Here is a 15,224-nt window from a genome sequence, read left to right on the forward strand (position 1 = left end):
GGCGCCGCGAGCCAGCCCGCCAATGACCGACCGTGAAACACCCTTTCTTCCTGTAATCAACGACATAGCGCGGCATGCCCCGCTTGCCCGCGGATTTGAAAACCATGCAAACCCAAACCCATCCGCTGATCGCCCCGACACTCGGCACCGCCCGTAATCTGACGAGTTTTCACTATGGTCCAGGCGGCGGGCAGAAGATTTACATCCAGTCGTCGCTGCATGCCGACGAGTTGCCTGGCATGCTGGTCTCGTGGGCGTTGCGCCGCAAGCTCGCCACACTGGAAGCCGCCGGCAAGATGCGCGGCGAAGTCGTGATCGTGCCGGTGGCCAATCCGATCGGCCTGAATCAGCATTTTCTCGGCCATCTGACGGGCCGCTTCGAGACCAACAGCGCGCAGAACTTCAACCGCAATTTCTACGAACTGTCGGCGCTGATTCAACCCGGCATCGAAGCGCGTCTGACCGACAACGTCGACGCCAATCGCACGGCAATCCGCGCGGCAATGCGTGAGGCGCTCGGCGCGCAAGCGCCGGCAACCGAACTCGAATCGCAACGTCTGGCGTTGCAAAAGCTTTCGTATGACGCGGATGTCGTACTCGATCTGCACTGCGACTGGGAAGCCGCGATGCACCTGTACACGAACCCCGATCTGTGGCCGGAAGTCGAGCCGCTCGCCTGCTATCTGGACGCCAAGGCATCGCTGCTGGCGCTGAATTCGGTGGGTAATCCGTTCGACGAAATCCACAGCTTCTGCTGGTCGGATCTGCGCGGCCGTTACGGCGACCGTTTCCCGATTCCGAACGGCTCGATCTCGGTCACGATCGAACTGCGCGGTCAACGCGAAGTGTCGTACGAGTACGCAGAGCGCGACGCCCAGGCGATCATCGAGTACCTGACCTCGCGTGGTGTCATCGACGGCACGCCGGCGCCGCTGCCGGCGCTCGAATTTGCCGCCACGCCTTTGGCCGGCGCCGAGCCGATCGTCGCGCCGATCAGCGGCGTGCTGGTTTACCGCTGCGAAGTCGGCACCTGGGTCGATGTCGGCCATGAGATCGCGGATATCGTCGATCCGTTGACCGATCAAGTCGTGACGCTGAAGAGCAGCGTGGCCGGTGTGCTGTACGCGCGGCATTTGACGCGCTTCGCAACGGCCGGGCTGGAATTCGCGCGTATTGCCGGCGCGAAAGCGTTCAGAAGCGGGTCGTTGTTGAGCAACTAAGGAGCAACTGCAGCCTCGCTCCCCTGCAAGTGCCTGCGGAAGCTATGCCTGCAAAACAGATCGCCCGCTATTTCAGCGGGCGATCTGCGTTTACGGGTCTGTTGTGAAACAACGAATTGCTTGAAAACGGCTGGCAAACCGTTTATGAAACCGCTCAGAAAGCGGGAATGATCGCGCCTTTAAACTGCGTGTCGATGTACTTGCGCACTTCATCCGATTCATAAGCCGCGACCAGCTTCTTGACCCACGGCTTGTCGCGATCCTGCGCACGCACGGCGATCAGATTCGCGTACGGACCTTTGAGGTCTTCGATCGCGATCGCGTCTTTGGTCGGCTGCAAGCCGGCCTTCACCGCGTAGTCCGTGTTGATCGACGCCGCGTCGAGGTCGCCGAGCGCGCGCGGCAATTGCGCGGCGTCGAGTTCGACCAGCTTGATCTTCTTCGGGTTCTCGGCGACGTCGAGCGGCGTGGCGTTGACGCCGTTCGTGCCGACGCCCGGCTTCAGCTTGATCACACCGGCCTTCTGCAACAGCAGCAGCGCGCGGTTGCCGTTCGACGGATCGTTCTGGATGCCGACCTTCGCGCCTTCCGGCAAGTCCTTGAGCGACTTGAACTTCTTCGAATAGAAGCCCATTGGCGACACGTAGGTCAGGCCGACGTTGACGATCTTGTAGCCGCGCTGCCTGATCTGGCTGTCGAGAAACGGCTGGTGCTGGAAACCGTTGGCATCGAGGTCGCCGGCATCGAGCGCCGCGTTCGGCTGCACGTAGTCGTTGAATTCGATGACCTTCACATTCAGTCCTTCGCGCGCCGCAACCTTGGTCACGACCGACCAGATCTGCGCGTCCGGACCGCTCATCGTGCCGATCTTGAGTTGTTTGTCGTCAGCATGCGCAAACGTTGCCGTCAGCGAAACGGCGGCGATAGCGAGCAGATTCTGGATGATTTTCCGGCGGTGCATGCGTTTCCCCTCGAGCAGCTTTGATTGATAGGCGCGGATCGTCGCATGCAGCCGATGCACCCGAAAACCAATCGTTTTTCACACGCTTATATGCACGTTCTGGAAAAAGCTTATGAGGAGCGTGCCTTGCGTGAGTTCAGCCAGCAAAGCTATGTGAGTGTCGCGCCGGCGCTACAGATTACGAAAATAAGCAAAGCTGTCACATACCTTACTCTGCGTTCCCTTAAATTTCGGGCCATCGCACGACCCTGCCAAAGAGCACGGCTTCGCGATCGCTTAATTTTTAATCGGAGAAAGTCTTGAACAAGAAAGTATTGACCGCCGCTACTCTCGCCGTCTTCGCCAGCGCCGCCCACGCGCAAAGCAGCGTCACGCTGTATGGCCTGATCGATGCCGGCATCAGCTACGTGAACAACTCGAAGACCGCCACCGGTCACGACAACCTCTTCAAGTACGACGACGGCGTTGCTCAAGGCAGCCGTTGGGGCCTGCGCGGCACCGAAGACCTCGGTGGCGGCCTGAAGGCACTTTTCGTGTTGGAAAACGGCTTCAACAGCGGTAACGGCACGCTCGGCCAGGGCGGCGCGCTGTTCGGCCGTCAAGCGTTTGTCGGTCTGTCGCAGAACAACATTGGTTCGCTGACGTTCGGTCGCCAGTATTCGTTTTCGACGGATTATCTGGGCGGCAACTACTCGACCGGCGGCCAAACCGTCGCGGGTAACTACGCTTATCACATCAACGACGTCGACCAGCTGACCTCGAGCCGCATCAACAACTCGGTCAAGTTCAGCAGCGCGAATTTCGCGGGCCTGACCTTCGGCGCTATGTACGGCTTCTCGAACACGGCTGGCGGCTTCGCCGGCGTGCCGGGCACCGGCACGACCGCGGCACCGGTCGCAGGTTCGTCGCGCGCATACAGCTTCGGCCTGAACTACGCAAACGGCCCGTTCGGCGTGGGCGCAGCGTACACGGACATCCGCTACCCGGGTCAGGCAACGCCGGCTTTCTCGACGTCGCTGGCTAACGTGACGTTCCCGACGGTCGGTACGGGCCAGATCCAGGATCTGCGCACGTTCGGCGTTGGCGGCCGCTACGCGATCGGCGCAGCCACGCTGTGGGCGCTGTACACGAACACGCGTCTCGCCCCGATCACGGGCAGCGCGACCACGTTCGCTGCATACGAAGCGGGCGCGAAGTACGCGTTCACGCCGGCGCTGACGGCTGGTGCAGGCTACACGTACATGCACCTGAGCGATGCCAACACGGGCCACTGGAACCAGGTGGACCTGAGCGTCGACTACGCGCTGAGCAAGCGTACGGACGTGTACGCACTGGGTATCTACCAGATCGCTGCCGGCCACAACGGTACGCAAAATCTGCAAGCGCAGATCGGTTCGAGCACGAGCTACTTCAGCACGTCGGGCACGGGTGCGGACAACCAACTGGCATTCCGCGTCGGTATCCGTCACAAGTTCTAAGCGAGTCTTTCAGGCAGGGAGCAAGCGCTCCTTGTCTCAAGGTTCTGAAAAACGCCCTGCGGGGCGTTTTTCTTTTGGGGGGACCGGTTTGTCAGGCACCCGCCAATCCTCGGCAACATCCCCTTTAGCACCCTCTCCTGGGCCGCACTCGCGGCCTCTGCGCATGCGATCCGGCGTCACCGGAACACGCTCGCCTGATCATATGCAAGCAGGTCCAAGCGCGATCTTGTATAGACATTAACGCACAGACTTCATCGTTTAAGGTGTATATACCGCTTCGTCGAGCGACGTACATTCGGCCGACAAAATTTGATCAGCAAGCGCTGAAAACCCATCAAATCCTTACATTTAGCCAATAGCGTACGAGAAAACCCCACTTGCTGCGCAGGATATTGACCGGATATCTTGTATAGACAAGTTGCGCTGACCAGCGCGTCATGTACCCTGAATTCGATACATCTAGACAACATAGATAGATCGAAGACCGGACGCTGCGGGGACTCGAACCCCTGCGCCCGGCGTCACGAAGTCCCTTTCTGGAGATGTCATGAAGAAGCTTGCCCTGTGTATCGCGCTCGCAGCCATCGCAACTGGCGCATACGCAAAAGACTGGTCCACCATCCGCTTCGGGGTCGACGCGAGTTATCCGCCGTTCGAATCGAAGGGTACCGACGGCAAACTGACCGGCTTCGACATCGATCTCGGCAACCAGATCTGCGCGCGTCTGAAGGCCAAGTGCGTGTGGGTCGAAAATGACTTCGACGGCATGATTCCCGCGCTGAAGGCGAAGAAGTTCGACGGCGTGCTGTCGTCGATGTCGATGACACCGCAACGCGCCGAACAGGTCGCCTTCTCGTCGAAGCTGTTCAACACGCCGACGCGCCTCATCGCGAAGAAAGGCTCGACCCTGCAGCCCACGCCGGAATCGCTGGCGGGCAAGACGATCGGCGTCGAACAGGGCACGATTCAGGAAACCTACGCCAAGACCTATTGGGAGCCGAAGGGCGCCAAGGTCGTGCCGTACCAGAACCAGGACCAAGTTTACACCGACCTGCTCTCGGGCCGTCTGGACGGCGCCTTGCAGGACGCCGTGCAGGCCGACATCGGCTTCCTGAATACGCCGCGCGGCGCGGGCTTCCAGTTCGCAGGCAAGGACATCGTCGACGCGAAGATCCTCGGCAACGGCGCCGGCATCGGCATGCGCAAGGACGACGTGGACCTGAAGGAGAAGATCGACAAGGCCATCGCCGACATCATCAAGGACGGCACCTACAAAGCCATCGAGAAGAAGTATTTCGTCTTCGACGTCTACGGCAGCTAAGCGGTAGCTGAGCACCTTTCGTCGGTCCACCCGCCGTATGCCATGGTTCAGCGTCACTCGTTGCGCCGGCCCGAATCGCCGGCGCCGAACGGGGACGCTGTGCAATCGAGGATAGCAATACATGTTCTTTCACGGTTTTGGCCCGCTTCTCCTTGCGGGCACATGGGAAACAGTCAAGCTGGCGGTGTTGTCGCTGGCTGCCTCGTTCCTGCTGGGTCTCGGCGGCGCCGCGGCGAAGTTGTCGCCGAACCGCGCCCTCTCTCACCTCGGCACGCTCTACACGACGCTGATTCGCTCCGTTCCCGATCTCGTGTTGATGCTGTTGCTGTTCTACGGCATTCAGATCCTGCTCAACAATCTGACTGACGCCCTCGGTTTCGATCAGATCGACATCGACCCCTTCGTGGCCGGCGTCATCACACTCGGCTTCATCTACGGCGCGTACTTCACCGAGACGTTCCGGGGCGCCTTTCTCTCCGTTCCGCGCGGACAGCTCGAAGCAGGCTTCGCGTACGGCATGAGTTCGTGGCGCGTCTTTACCCGCATCATGTTCCCGCAAATGATGCGCTTCGCTCTGCCTGGCATCGGCAACAACTGGCAGGTGCTGGTCAAGGCCACCGCGCTGGTCTCGATCATCGGTCTCGCCGACGTGGTCAAGGCGTCGCAGGATGCGGGCAAGAGCACGCTTGAGTTTTTCTTTTTCACGCTGACGGCAGGCGCGATCTATCTGGTGATCACGACGGTGTCTAACCTTGTGTTGATCTGGCTGGAAAAGCGCTACTCGACAGGTGTCCGGAGGGCCGCACTGTGATCGAACTCGTCAGGCAATACTGGCAGTCCTACCTGTACACCGATGGTTACCGGTACAGCGGCCTTGTCGTCACCTTATGGCTGCTGGTCGCGTCGATCGGACTGGGTTTCTGCCTCGCCGTCCCGTTGGCGGTGGCCCGCTCGTCGCGCAACCGCTTCATCTCGGGACCGGTCTGGCTCTACACGTACGTGTTCCGCGGCACACCGCTCTACGTGCAGTTGCTGCTTTGCTATACGGGGCTCTACAGCCTTCAGTTCGTTCACTCGCACGCCCTGCTCGATACGTTCTTCCGTAACGCGATGAACTGTACGCTGCTTGCTTTTGCGTTGAACGAATGCGCTTACGCCACAGAGATATTTGCCGGCGCGATCAAGTCGACCGCGTATGGCGAAATCGAGGCCGCACAGGCTTACGGGATGTCCCGATTCAAGCTCTACACCCGGATCATCCTGCCATCCGCGTTGCGGCGCGCACTACCCAACTACAGCAACGAGGTCATCCTCATGCTGCACGCGACGACGCTCGCTTTCACGGCCACTGTCCCTGACATCCTGAAAGTGACGCGCGACGTGAACTCGGCAACCTACGCATCCTTCCAGGCATACGGCATTGCCGCCGTGCTATACGCCTGCATCGTATTTGCGCTGGTATGGGCGTTCCGCAGAATGGAAACACGCATGCTGGCCTATTTGAAGCCGCAAGGGCATTGAACCTGGCTACCCTCAGCCAAGATGGAGTGTATCGAGATATGTATAAGCTGATTGTCGACGACCTGCACAAGAAGTTCGGTGACAACGAGGTTCTGAAGGGCGTGTCGCTCAAGGCGAAAGCCGGCGATGTCATCAGCATCATCGGTTCGAGCGGTTCAGGTAAAAGCACGTTTCTGCGTTGCATCAATTTTCTTGAGCAACCTTGCTCGGGGCGCATCACCCTCAACGCAGAAGAGATTCAGACCAAGCCTGATAGAAACGGCTCCTTGCGGGTGAGCGATCACAAGCAGTTGCAGAAGATGCGCACCAGGTTATCGATGGTATTTCAGCACTTCAACCTGTGGGCACACATGACCGTGCTCGAAAACATCGTCGAAGCGCCCATCAGCGTGTTGGGGTTGAGCCGGGCTGAAGCGGAAACACGGGCTCGCAAGTATCTGACCAAGGTCGGGCTCAACGCCAGCATGGAAGGCAAGTATCCGGCCCATCTTTCTGGCGGCCAGCAACAGCGGGTAGCCGTTGCGCGAGCGCTGGCAATGGAGCCTGAAGTCATGCTGTTCGACGAACCCACGTCGGCGCTCGACCCGGAACTGGTCGGCGAGGTTCTGAAGGTGATGCAAGCCCTGGCTGAAGAAGGCCGGACGATGATCGTGGTCACGCACGAGATGGGATTTGCCCGCAACGTGTCGAATCACGTGGTCTTTCTGCACAAGGGAAAAATCGAAGAAGAAGGCCATCCTCAAGACGTTCTGGTCAACCCGAAAAGCGAGCGGTTAGGCCAGTTTCTTACCGGCAGCCTCAAATAACGTTGCCGCTCGGGGCACTGAAGTGCCCCGGCGATTCCACCGCCTGAATCCATGCAAACCAGAACGCATCCGCTCATTTCGCCGACACTCGGCACCGAACGCCACCTGACCAGTTTTCACTATGGTCCGACTGGCGGCCAGAAGATCTACATTCAGTCGTCGCTGCACGCCGACGAACTGCCGGGCATGCTCGTCGCCTGGCGTCTGCGCAAGCATCTGGCTGCCCTTGAAGCGGAGGGCAAGCTGCGCGGCGAAGTGGTCCTCGTGCCGGTTTCGAATCCGATCGGTCTCAATCAACACCTGCTCGGCTCCCATCTCGGCCGCTTTGAAACCCATACGGCGCAAAACTTCAACCGTCACTTTTACGATCTGACGGCCTTGGCGATGCCGCGCGTCGAAGGGCGTCTGACGAGCGACATCGACGCAAACCGCGTTGCCGTGCGCGCCGCCATGCGTGAAGCACTCGACGAGCAGACACCCGTCACCGAACTCGATTCGCAACGTCTCGCGCTGCAAAAGCTCTCTTACGATGCCGATGTCGTGCTCGATCTGCATTGCGATCTGAATGCAGTGATGCATCTGTACACTAACCCGGATACCTGGGAAGACGTCGAGCCCCTCGCGCGTTATATCGGCGCCAAAGCATCGCTGTTGACGCTGAACGCGGCCGGCAATCCATTCGACGAAATTCACAGTTTCTGCTGGTCCAATCTGCGCGCGCGTTACGGCAAGCAGTATCCAATTCCCAATGGTGGCATCTCCGTCACAGTGGAATTGCGCGGTCAGTGCGACGTTTCATATGAGTTCGCCGAACAGGACGCCCAGGCGATCGTCAACTATCTGAGCTATCGCGGCGTGATCGACGCTGAAGCAGCACCACTGCCCGCGCTGCTGTTTCCCGCCACACCGTTCGCGGGTTCGGAATCGATCCTGGCGCCGGTGAGCGGCGTGCTCGTTTTCCGCGCGGAAGCGGGCGCATGGATCGAAGCCGGCCAGCCGGTCGCAGACATCGTCGATCCGCTCACGGATCACGTCACGACGTTGAACGCGACGACCACCGGCGTGCTCTATGCACGTCTTCTAGTTCGGTTTGCGTCGGCCGGGATGGCGATTGCTCAAGTCGCTGGCGCGACTGCGTTCAGAACGGGTGCCCTGCTTCTGGATTAAGTCTGTGGAGCGTCTAACGGCTTGGATGTTTTGTCGTGCCCGGCCCTCGCGCCAATCGGTGCGGGCGTAAGTTGCCGAGAATAAGATAAGCTTGGGCAGTAAAAAGCGGTAATTGGATACACGGAAGCGACGGCGCGCCAACTCGTCATTCGCCCAATACTGAGCGGCGAGATCGTTGCCGCCAGTCTCCCATTGGGGGATCGCATCCTTATCGTCCTACCTTGCCACGGAATCACGATATGCTCGCGAATGGGATCTCCTATAGCCGATTCGATGTTTCAGGGCTGCCGCCGCAACGGCAATTGCTGGCCTATTGGGAGCAGCTCGGCCAGGTTATCGAGGTCGTGCCGTCGCGTGGGCAGGTTCGACAGCCCTTTATCTGCATCAACAACCGCTACGACATCGGCGAATTCCGTATCAGCGACACCTATACCGATCATGTCGTGATCGAACGCACCGTCGCCCGCATTTCACGCGATAGCGCGCGCGGCATCGGTTTTACCATCTTCCTCGACGGTGCAACTCATTCGGCAACCACGCTCGCCAGGAAGCGGGAGTACCCTTTGTGTGGGGGCAGCGTACTTGCCACGGACTTTGAACAACCCGTACGTTTGCGTCGGCAGGCGTGCCGGTACATCACGCTGGTTGTGCCCTCCAACCTGCTGCAGCACGTGTTCTCTGATCCGGCAGCCATACACGGACGCGCGCTCGACCCGAGCAAGCCTGCCACGCGGCTTATCGTCGAGCGGGCCACGACGCTAATCGAAAACTTCCGGTACATGCCGTTCGAGGAGGGTCATCGCAAGCTCGCCGGCCTCGTTGAACTGATCGCGGCCGCATTCGGCGAAGAGGCTGGTTTGAGTGGCAACAAGCGGGCCGTCGGCCGCGCGCTCATGTTCGACTATACGCGACGCTACGTTCGCGCAAACTTACAGGAATACGAACTATCTCCCGATAGTGTAATTGAATCGCTGGGGCTCCCGCGCAGCACGATTTATCGGCTATTCGAACATGAAGGTGGCCTGGGTGCGTATATCCGTCATCTTCGCTTACGCGCCGCGGCAGACGAACTCGTTCGATTTCCGAGCGTTCCGATCAAGGATGTTGGCTATTCAGTCGGCTTCAAAAGTGCATCCGACTTTGCGCGTGCCTTTCGCCGCGCATACGAGATGACACCCCAAGAAATGCGCCTGAACGACCACCGATATTTTCACGCTGAATAGCGGTAGCCGGCCGTATCGGCGCCTCTTACTGAGCGGATTCAACCAGTAGGCATCAGCAGGCGCAAAAATCCCGCAACTTCAGGCATTTGAAGTCTGGTACGCTGCGGCCTTTGCTACCGATTGCACCTGACTCGATGGAAACTCCTTTCAATGATCGCGGCGTGTCGGTCACGCGTAACGCACTCTCGTCGGCCGGCCAGGTCTTTCCGCTGCGCGACATCGTCGACGTGCAAGTCGTCACCGTGCCGAAAAACAAAGCGCTGCCGCGTGCGATCTCGCTGCTTGGACTCGTCGGCGCTATTGTCGGTGGGATATTTCGCTCGCCGGTCGGCATGGTGTGCGGCACGATGCTGGTCGTGGTCGGCTGGCTCACTTGGGCAACCCAGGACGTCACGCATCGTCTGATGGTGCAGACCGCGAATGGCCTGCGTGAGGCACTCATGAGCACCGATCGCGAATTCGTCGAGCGCGTCGGCGCGGCCGTGCACGAGGCGAAGGCAGCCGCTGCGGCAACGAAAGCCTGAGCGGCCGCCGTCCGCAAAACGCCAGGCGTGGCGCGTTAACACAAATTTGATTCGTAACGCGGCAGCTTTTGCGCGTCGTTGAGGCGCGCGCCGCTAGAGTGGTTGGGTGTCAACAACGCGCGCCGCCTCGCCGAATCGGCGCAATCATGATGCTCACGTCCGTCGCAACGCCTGGAATCTCCGTCCCGCGCGCACCGCGCGAATCACACATTCCCCGCCGCACGCATGTCGTCGTTCCGCTCGTCATCATCGACGTCACCGTGCCCGGCACTTCATCTGCGCATGGACGGCGCGCGTTGCATGCCGCCCTGGGAGACGATCTACGGCTCTATGTCGTCACCGTCGACCAGCAACACGAGCGCGTTACCTTTCGTGTCGAAGTCACCTCGCGTACGCTCGACGACGTGATCGGCCTGCTGACGACCGCCCTCGACCGCGCCACGCTCGGTCGCGCGCAAGCCACCGTGATCCGCCGTCCGCGCATCTATTGACATAGGTCAACGCTTGCGCGGGCAACTGGCTAGCCGCACCCCAAATCTTTACACATCTTTGCAATTGCCCATGGGTGGCCGTGTAGAGTCGCCGCTCCTGTTATCGCGTGTCCCCTCCCGCAGGCCCCCGCAAGCGTCCCGGTTTCCCCGCTCACGCCGTGGCAATCCAGTGAGATTGCCTCCAGTGCTGTCCGAGTTGTCCAACCCGCAGCTCACGATGCATCGCCTTCGCCAGGGACCGCCCTTTTTGCAAAGCGTGATCCTATGTTCCTGTCGTCTCTCGATGCCGCGCGCCGGCATGCCGGTCTTCATTTCCGTCTCCAATTTCGTCGTTCAGCCGCAGCGGCGCTGGTCGCAGCCGGCGCGCTCGCCGCGCTGACCGGCTGTTCCACGACCTTCCCCACCCCGACGCCACCCGCCTCCACTGCCGCATTGATCAACGGCGGCAACGACGGCCTGCTGATTCCGTTGCACGTGGAGCGTGCCGATGAAGATCACGCACGCCTCGGCCTGCCGGTCCAGCTCGACGGCAAAGCGGTGTACATGGCGCTCGACACGGGAACGCAAGGCGCACGGGTATTGAAGTCGGTGCTGCCGGGTTCGAACTATGCAAGCGGCGGGAATGTGACGTCCTTGTCATTCGCGAACGGCGTCGAGATTCTCGGCTCGGCCGTCAAGGTGCCGTTCAGCGTGGCCGGCACCACGCCAACACCGATCGCCGCGCAAGCGGTGGACGTCGTGCGCTGCCTGCCGAACGCGCGGAAGTGCGTCGGCATGGATGGCTACACGGGTGAATTCGGCTGGGCGTTTTCCGGCATCGTCGGCGTCGGCGCCGCGCAGCCGGACGACAACAGCTACACGCAACCGCTGCGCGCATTGCCCGGCAACATCGGCCAACGATATCTGGTGCATTCGAACTTCGCGAAGCCGTACATGGTGCTGAGCCCCTCAAGCACGATTACGAAGGACTACACGATGGTGCCGATGACGGTGTCGAAGGACGGCACGGCGCAATGGCCGCGAGGCTGCGTAAATGTGGGCGGCAAGATGACCTTCTGCGCGCCGCTGGTGTTCGCAACCGGCAGCACCGGCATGATCCGCATCGAGACGGACAAAGCGCCTAACTGGACCGGTGACGGCGATGTCGGCAATGTGCTCGATCAGGGCAACTATGAGACGGCGATCGGCACTGGACCGTGGGTGCACCGTTACGAAACCGCTCAGGTGACAATCGTCAAGGCCAAGCCGGACGCGAACCGCATCGTGGTCGGTTTGATGGCGATGCAGAACATCGACGTGCTGTTCGACTTCCCGCGCGGGCAGTTCGGTTTGCACGCAGCGAAAGAGAGTGAACGATTCGCGCCGTGAGATTCACTGATCGATAAAAAAGGCCGTGCGAAAAATTTCGCACGGCCTTTTTTTCATTGAATGAGCGCCACAGACGCGCCCGCGTCATTCCATACTGAGCGGATTCACGTGCCAGATATTGCGCGCATATTCGCCGATGGTGCGGTCCGACGAAAACTGCCCCATGCCCGCGACGTTCTCGATCGCACTCTCGGCCCACGCGCGCTTGTCGACGAAACGCGCATCCACCTCGTCCTGTGCTTTTGCAAATGCGGCGAAATCGGCGAGCACCATATAGTGATCGCCCCAATCCACCAACGTGTGGAAAATATCCGAAAAGCGCAGCGGATCGTCTGGCGAGAAAAAGCCCGTGCGAATCTGGTCGAGCGCCATATGCAGCTCCGGATTCTCCTCGTACACTTGCCGCGGCCGGTAGCCGCTGGCGCGCAGGCTGTCCACTTCGTCAGCGGTATGGCCGAAGATGAAGATGTTGTCCCGCCCCACTGCGTCGCATATCTCGATGTTGGCGCCATCCATCGTGCCGATCGTCAACGCGCCGTTCAACGCGAGCTTCATGTTGCCGGTGCCCGACGCTTCGGTGCCGGCCATTGAAATCTGCTCGGACAGATCGGCCGCCGGAATGATCAACTCGGCTACGCTCACACCGTAGTTCGGCACGAACACCACCTTGAGGCGATCGCCGATCAACGGATCGTGATTCACTTTCTCGCTGACGTCGCCGATCAGCTTGATGATCGTCTTCGCCATGCGATACGCGGATGCCGCCTTGCCGGCGAACATCACCACGCGCGGCACCCAATCGCGCTCGGGGTTCGCGCGAATCTGGTTGTAGCGCACGATCACGTGCAGCACGTTCAGCAACTGCCGCTTGTACTCGTGAATGCGCTTGACTTGCAGGTCGAACAACGCATCGGGATCGAAGTGCAGTTTCGTGTGATGTGCGAGTCGCTGCACGAGCCGCAGTTTGTTCTGCCGCTTCGCTTCGCGGAAGGCGTCGATAAACGCGCTGTCGTTGCGCAGATTGCGCAGTTGTTCCAGCTCGAACAGATTGCTGCGCCAATGCGTGCCGATCTGCTGATCGATCAGGGACGACAGCGACGGACTCGCCTGCGCCAGCCAGCGCCGCGGCGTGATGCCGTTGGTGACATTGGTGAAACGGTCCGGATAGATACGCGCGAAGTCGGCGAAGATATCGCGTGTCATCAATTGCGAATGCAGCTTCGATACGCCATTCACCTTGTGACTCGCGACGATCGCCAGATACGCCATCCGCACACGCCGCTGGCCATATTCGTCGACCAGCGAAATGCGGCGGATCATCTCGCCGTCATGTCCTGATTGCTCGCTGACATGCTTGAGAAAGCCCGCATTGATCTCGAAGATGATCTCCAGATGCCGTGGCAACAAGCGCGCGAGCATTTCGACATCCCACGTTTCGAGCGCTTCGGGCATCAAGGTGTGGTTCGTGTACGAGAAGATCTTGGTGACGTGCTGCCATGCCTTGTCCCACGGCTGATGATGAACATCCACCAGCAAACGCATCAGCTCCGGAATCGCCAGCACTGGGTGCGTATCGTTCAGATGCACCGCTACCTTTTCGGCGAAGCGCCCGAACGTGCTATGCGTGCGCTGATAGCGGCGAATCAGATCCTGCATCGTCGCTGAAACAAAGAAGTATTCCTGACGCAGCCGCAGTTCGCGGCCGGCCGGCGTCGAATCGTCCGGATAGAGCAGCCGAGACACGTTCTCAGACATGTTCTTGGTGTCGACCGCGTTGCGGTAATCGCCGCGGTTGAACGCGCCGAGGTCGAGCTCTTCGGTTGCGCGCGCGGACCACAGGCGCAGCGTGTTCGTCGCACTGGTCGCGTAACCCGGAATCACCGTGTCGTAGGCCGTAGCGTTCACATGCTCGCTATCGATCCACTCGACATGCTCGCCACGCTGCACCGTGCGCCCGCCGAAGTGCACCATGTACTTGATCTCAGGTCGCGGAAACTCCCACGGATTGCCGGCGCGCAGCCAGTAGTCCGGCGCTTCGACCTGTTCGCCGTCGACGATCTCCTGGCGGAACATGCCATATTCGTAACGAATACCGTAGCCGAAGCCCGGAATGCCGAGCGTCGCCATCGAATCGAGAAAACAGGCGGCGAGCCGCCCGAGGCCGCCGTTGCCGAGCGCCGCATCCGGCTCGATATTGATCAGCATCTCCATGTCGACGCCGAGACTCGCGAGCGCCTCCTTCATCTGATCGTGAATGCCGAGCGCGAGCAACGCATTCGTAAACGTGCGGCCGATCAGGAACTCCATCGACAGGTAGTAGACGCGTTTGACGTCCTGTTCGTACTGCAGGCGCGTGGTCTTCATCCAGCGCGCGACCAGCCGGTCGCGCACGGCGAGCGCCGCGGCGTGCAGCCAGTCATGCGGGTGAGCAGTGACGGCGTCCTTGCCGACGCCGTACATCATGCGATTGGAAATTGAGCGCCGTAGCGCGTCGACGGTACTGTTGAGCTGGTCGAATTCCAGATCGACGGCTGTCATCGAGGCCTCCGGGGAAAAAACGACGCGACATACGCGAACCGCATAGATGACGGACGGGAGGCGCGTGTCGGTCAGGCGGGTTAACAAACAGAGTACGACATTTTACGACTCACGCACACCGGCGAGCGCGAGCGGGTGCTCACGCACATGCCATGCCCGCCGATACGCGGCGCTTCACCGGTTTTGCGCACGTACGCGGTGCAGGCCGGCCTGTGCGCAGCACTGCGAGCGTGCATCGGCCCGCAAAACAGGAAAACAAATGGCGGACAGTGGAAGGCGCCTCCATGCCTCCATAGGAGGCAACTCGATTATTTTTTCGACGTGTGACTTGCTGATGAATGCGTTGACCGGTTCGGTCCGTGGTCAAATCGGAGCGCCTCGTCTGCTGAGCCGTTTTGCCCGAGTGGTGTGTGACAACGCGGCAGCGCGCCGGTTCGAAGAGGCCGCGCGAGCTTGACCGTTAGTTGCATTATCGAAACCCAATATAGCGCCCCGCCCCGCTGGACTCGCAGCACGATTTCCACGTCTCTGTAACAATCACTACATTCGCCACGCGTGTCGCCCTGACTGCTGGACTCAGGCCGCGCGCCGTCCCCTCCACGCAAC

General features: G+C 60.3%; 13 protein-coding genes. 11 read left to right on the forward strand and 2 right to left on the reverse strand.

What is annotated here, in order from left to right; translation table 11 throughout:
- The first annotated feature begins 104 nt into the window (after positions 1–104).
- Positions 105–1,220: a succinylglutamate desuccinylase/aspartoacylase family protein gene (locus KHO31_RS17195; RefSeq protein WP_211623783.1), complete on the forward strand. Its 1,116-nt coding sequence runs from the start codon at positions 105–107 to the stop codon at positions 1,218–1,220.
- 154 nt (positions 1,221–1,374) lie between these two features.
- Here KHO31_RS17195 and KHO31_RS17200 read toward each other — a convergent pair whose 3' ends face one another.
- The gene (locus KHO31_RS17200) at positions 1,375–2,181 is read right to left on the reverse strand and encodes a MetQ/NlpA family ABC transporter substrate-binding protein (protein ID WP_201085750.1); all 807 of its coding nucleotides are present in this window, start codon (positions 2,179–2,181) and stop codon (positions 1,375–1,377) included.
- Positions 2,182–2,480: 299 nt separating this feature from the next.
- On the opposite strand from KHO31_RS17200, the gene KHO31_RS17205 reads away from it, so the two are divergent.
- From KHO31_RS17205 to KHO31_RS17250, 10 genes are all read left to right on the forward strand, one after another.
- The gene (locus KHO31_RS17205) at positions 2,481–3,659 is read left to right on the forward strand and encodes a porin (protein WP_201075751.1); all 1,179 of its coding nucleotides are present in this window, start codon (positions 2,481–2,483) and stop codon (positions 3,657–3,659) included.
- Positions 3,660–4,206: 547 nt separating this feature from the next.
- The gene (locus tag KHO31_RS17210; protein WP_201075749.1) at positions 4,207–4,980 is read left to right on the forward strand and encodes an ABC transporter substrate-binding protein; all 774 of its coding nucleotides are present in this window, start codon (positions 4,207–4,209) and stop codon (positions 4,978–4,980) included.
- Between the two features lie 121 nt (positions 4,981–5,101).
- Positions 5,102–5,791 (forward strand): ABC transporter permease, encoded by a 690-nt coding sequence (locus KHO31_RS17215; RefSeq protein ID WP_211623785.1) that lies wholly within the window; start codon positions 5,102–5,104, stop codon positions 5,789–5,791.
- The gene (locus tag KHO31_RS17220) at positions 5,788–6,501 is read left to right on the forward strand and encodes an ABC transporter permease (RefSeq protein ID WP_201075747.1); all 714 of its coding nucleotides are present in this window, start codon (positions 5,788–5,790) and stop codon (positions 6,499–6,501) included. Before KHO31_RS17215 ends, KHO31_RS17220 begins: the two co-directional genes overlap by 4 nt.
- Positions 6,502–6,539: 38 nt before the next feature.
- Positions 6,540–7,307, forward strand: a complete 768-nt coding sequence (locus KHO31_RS17225) for an ABC transporter ATP-binding protein (RefSeq protein ID WP_211623789.1) — start codon at positions 6,540–6,542, stop codon at positions 7,305–7,307.
- A gap of 51 nt (positions 7,308–7,358) precedes the next feature.
- Entirely contained in the window at positions 7,359–8,474 is a 1,116-nt protein-coding gene (locus tag KHO31_RS17230; RefSeq protein WP_201075746.1) for a M14 family metallopeptidase, read from the forward strand.
- A 239-nt stretch (positions 8,475–8,713) separates the two neighbouring features.
- Positions 8,714–9,697 (forward strand): AraC family transcriptional regulator, encoded by a 984-nt coding sequence (locus KHO31_RS17235; RefSeq protein ID WP_211623787.1) that lies wholly within the window; start codon positions 8,714–8,716, stop codon positions 9,695–9,697.
- Between the two features lie 134 nt (positions 9,698–9,831).
- Positions 9,832–10,221: a DUF6232 family protein gene (locus KHO31_RS17240; protein ID WP_201075744.1), complete on the forward strand. Its 390-nt coding sequence runs from the start codon at positions 9,832–9,834 to the stop codon at positions 10,219–10,221.
- Between the two features lie 146 nt (positions 10,222–10,367).
- Positions 10,368–10,712 (forward strand): hypothetical protein, encoded by a 345-nt coding sequence (locus KHO31_RS17245; protein WP_201075743.1) that lies wholly within the window; start codon positions 10,368–10,370, stop codon positions 10,710–10,712.
- A 264-nt stretch (positions 10,713–10,976) separates the two neighbouring features.
- Positions 10,977–12,080, forward strand: a complete 1,104-nt coding sequence (locus KHO31_RS17250) for a hypothetical protein (RefSeq protein ID WP_201075742.1) — start codon at positions 10,977–10,979, stop codon at positions 12,078–12,080.
- 84 nt (positions 12,081–12,164) lie between these two features.
- Here the strand turns inward: KHO31_RS17250 and KHO31_RS17255 are convergent, their stop codons facing one another.
- Positions 12,165–14,618 carry a glycogen/starch/alpha-glucan phosphorylase gene (locus KHO31_RS17255; RefSeq protein WP_201075739.1) on the reverse strand — a complete coding sequence of 818 codons (2,454 nt, stop codon included), beginning with the start codon at positions 14,616–14,618 and terminating at the stop codon, positions 12,165–12,167.
- Positions 14,619–15,224 lie beyond the last annotated feature (606 nt).

Source organism: Paraburkholderia domus, assembly GCF_905220705.1.
In the GTDB taxonomy this organism is placed as follows: Bacteria; Pseudomonadota; Gammaproteobacteria; order Burkholderiales; family Burkholderiaceae; genus Paraburkholderia; species Paraburkholderia domus.

Coding starts and splice junctions, on each gene's coding strand:
- KHO31_RS17195 (WP_211623783.1), top strand. CDS start 105: ATGCAAACCCAAACCCATCCGCTGATCGCCCCGACACTCGGCACCGCC.
- KHO31_RS17200 (WP_201085750.1), bottom strand. CDS start 2,181: ATGCACCGCCGGAAAATCATCCAGAATCTGCTCGCTATCGCCGCCGTT.
- KHO31_RS17250 (WP_201075742.1), top strand. CDS start 10,977: ATGTTCCTGTCGTCTCTCGATGCCGCGCGCCGGCATGCCGGTCTTCAT.
- KHO31_RS17235 (WP_211623787.1), top strand. CDS start 8,714: ATGCTCGCGAATGGGATCTCCTATAGCCGATTCGATGTTTCAGGGCTG.
- KHO31_RS17215 (WP_211623785.1), top strand. CDS start 5,102: ATGTTCTTTCACGGTTTTGGCCCGCTTCTCCTTGCGGGCACATGGGAA.
- KHO31_RS17245 (WP_201075743.1), top strand. CDS start 10,368: ATGATGCTCACGTCCGTCGCAACGCCTGGAATCTCCGTCCCGCGCGCA.
- KHO31_RS17210 (WP_201075749.1), top strand. CDS start 4,207: ATGAAGAAGCTTGCCCTGTGTATCGCGCTCGCAGCCATCGCAACTGGC.
- KHO31_RS17240 (WP_201075744.1), top strand. CDS start 9,832: ATGGAAACTCCTTTCAATGATCGCGGCGTGTCGGTCACGCGTAACGCA.
- KHO31_RS17255 (WP_201075739.1), bottom strand. CDS start 14,618: ATGACAGCCGTCGATCTGGAATTCGACCAGCTCAACAGTACCGTCGAC.
- KHO31_RS17225 (WP_211623789.1), top strand. CDS start 6,540: ATGTATAAGCTGATTGTCGACGACCTGCACAAGAAGTTCGGTGACAAC.
- KHO31_RS17230 (WP_201075746.1), top strand. CDS start 7,359: ATGCAAACCAGAACGCATCCGCTCATTTCGCCGACACTCGGCACCGAA.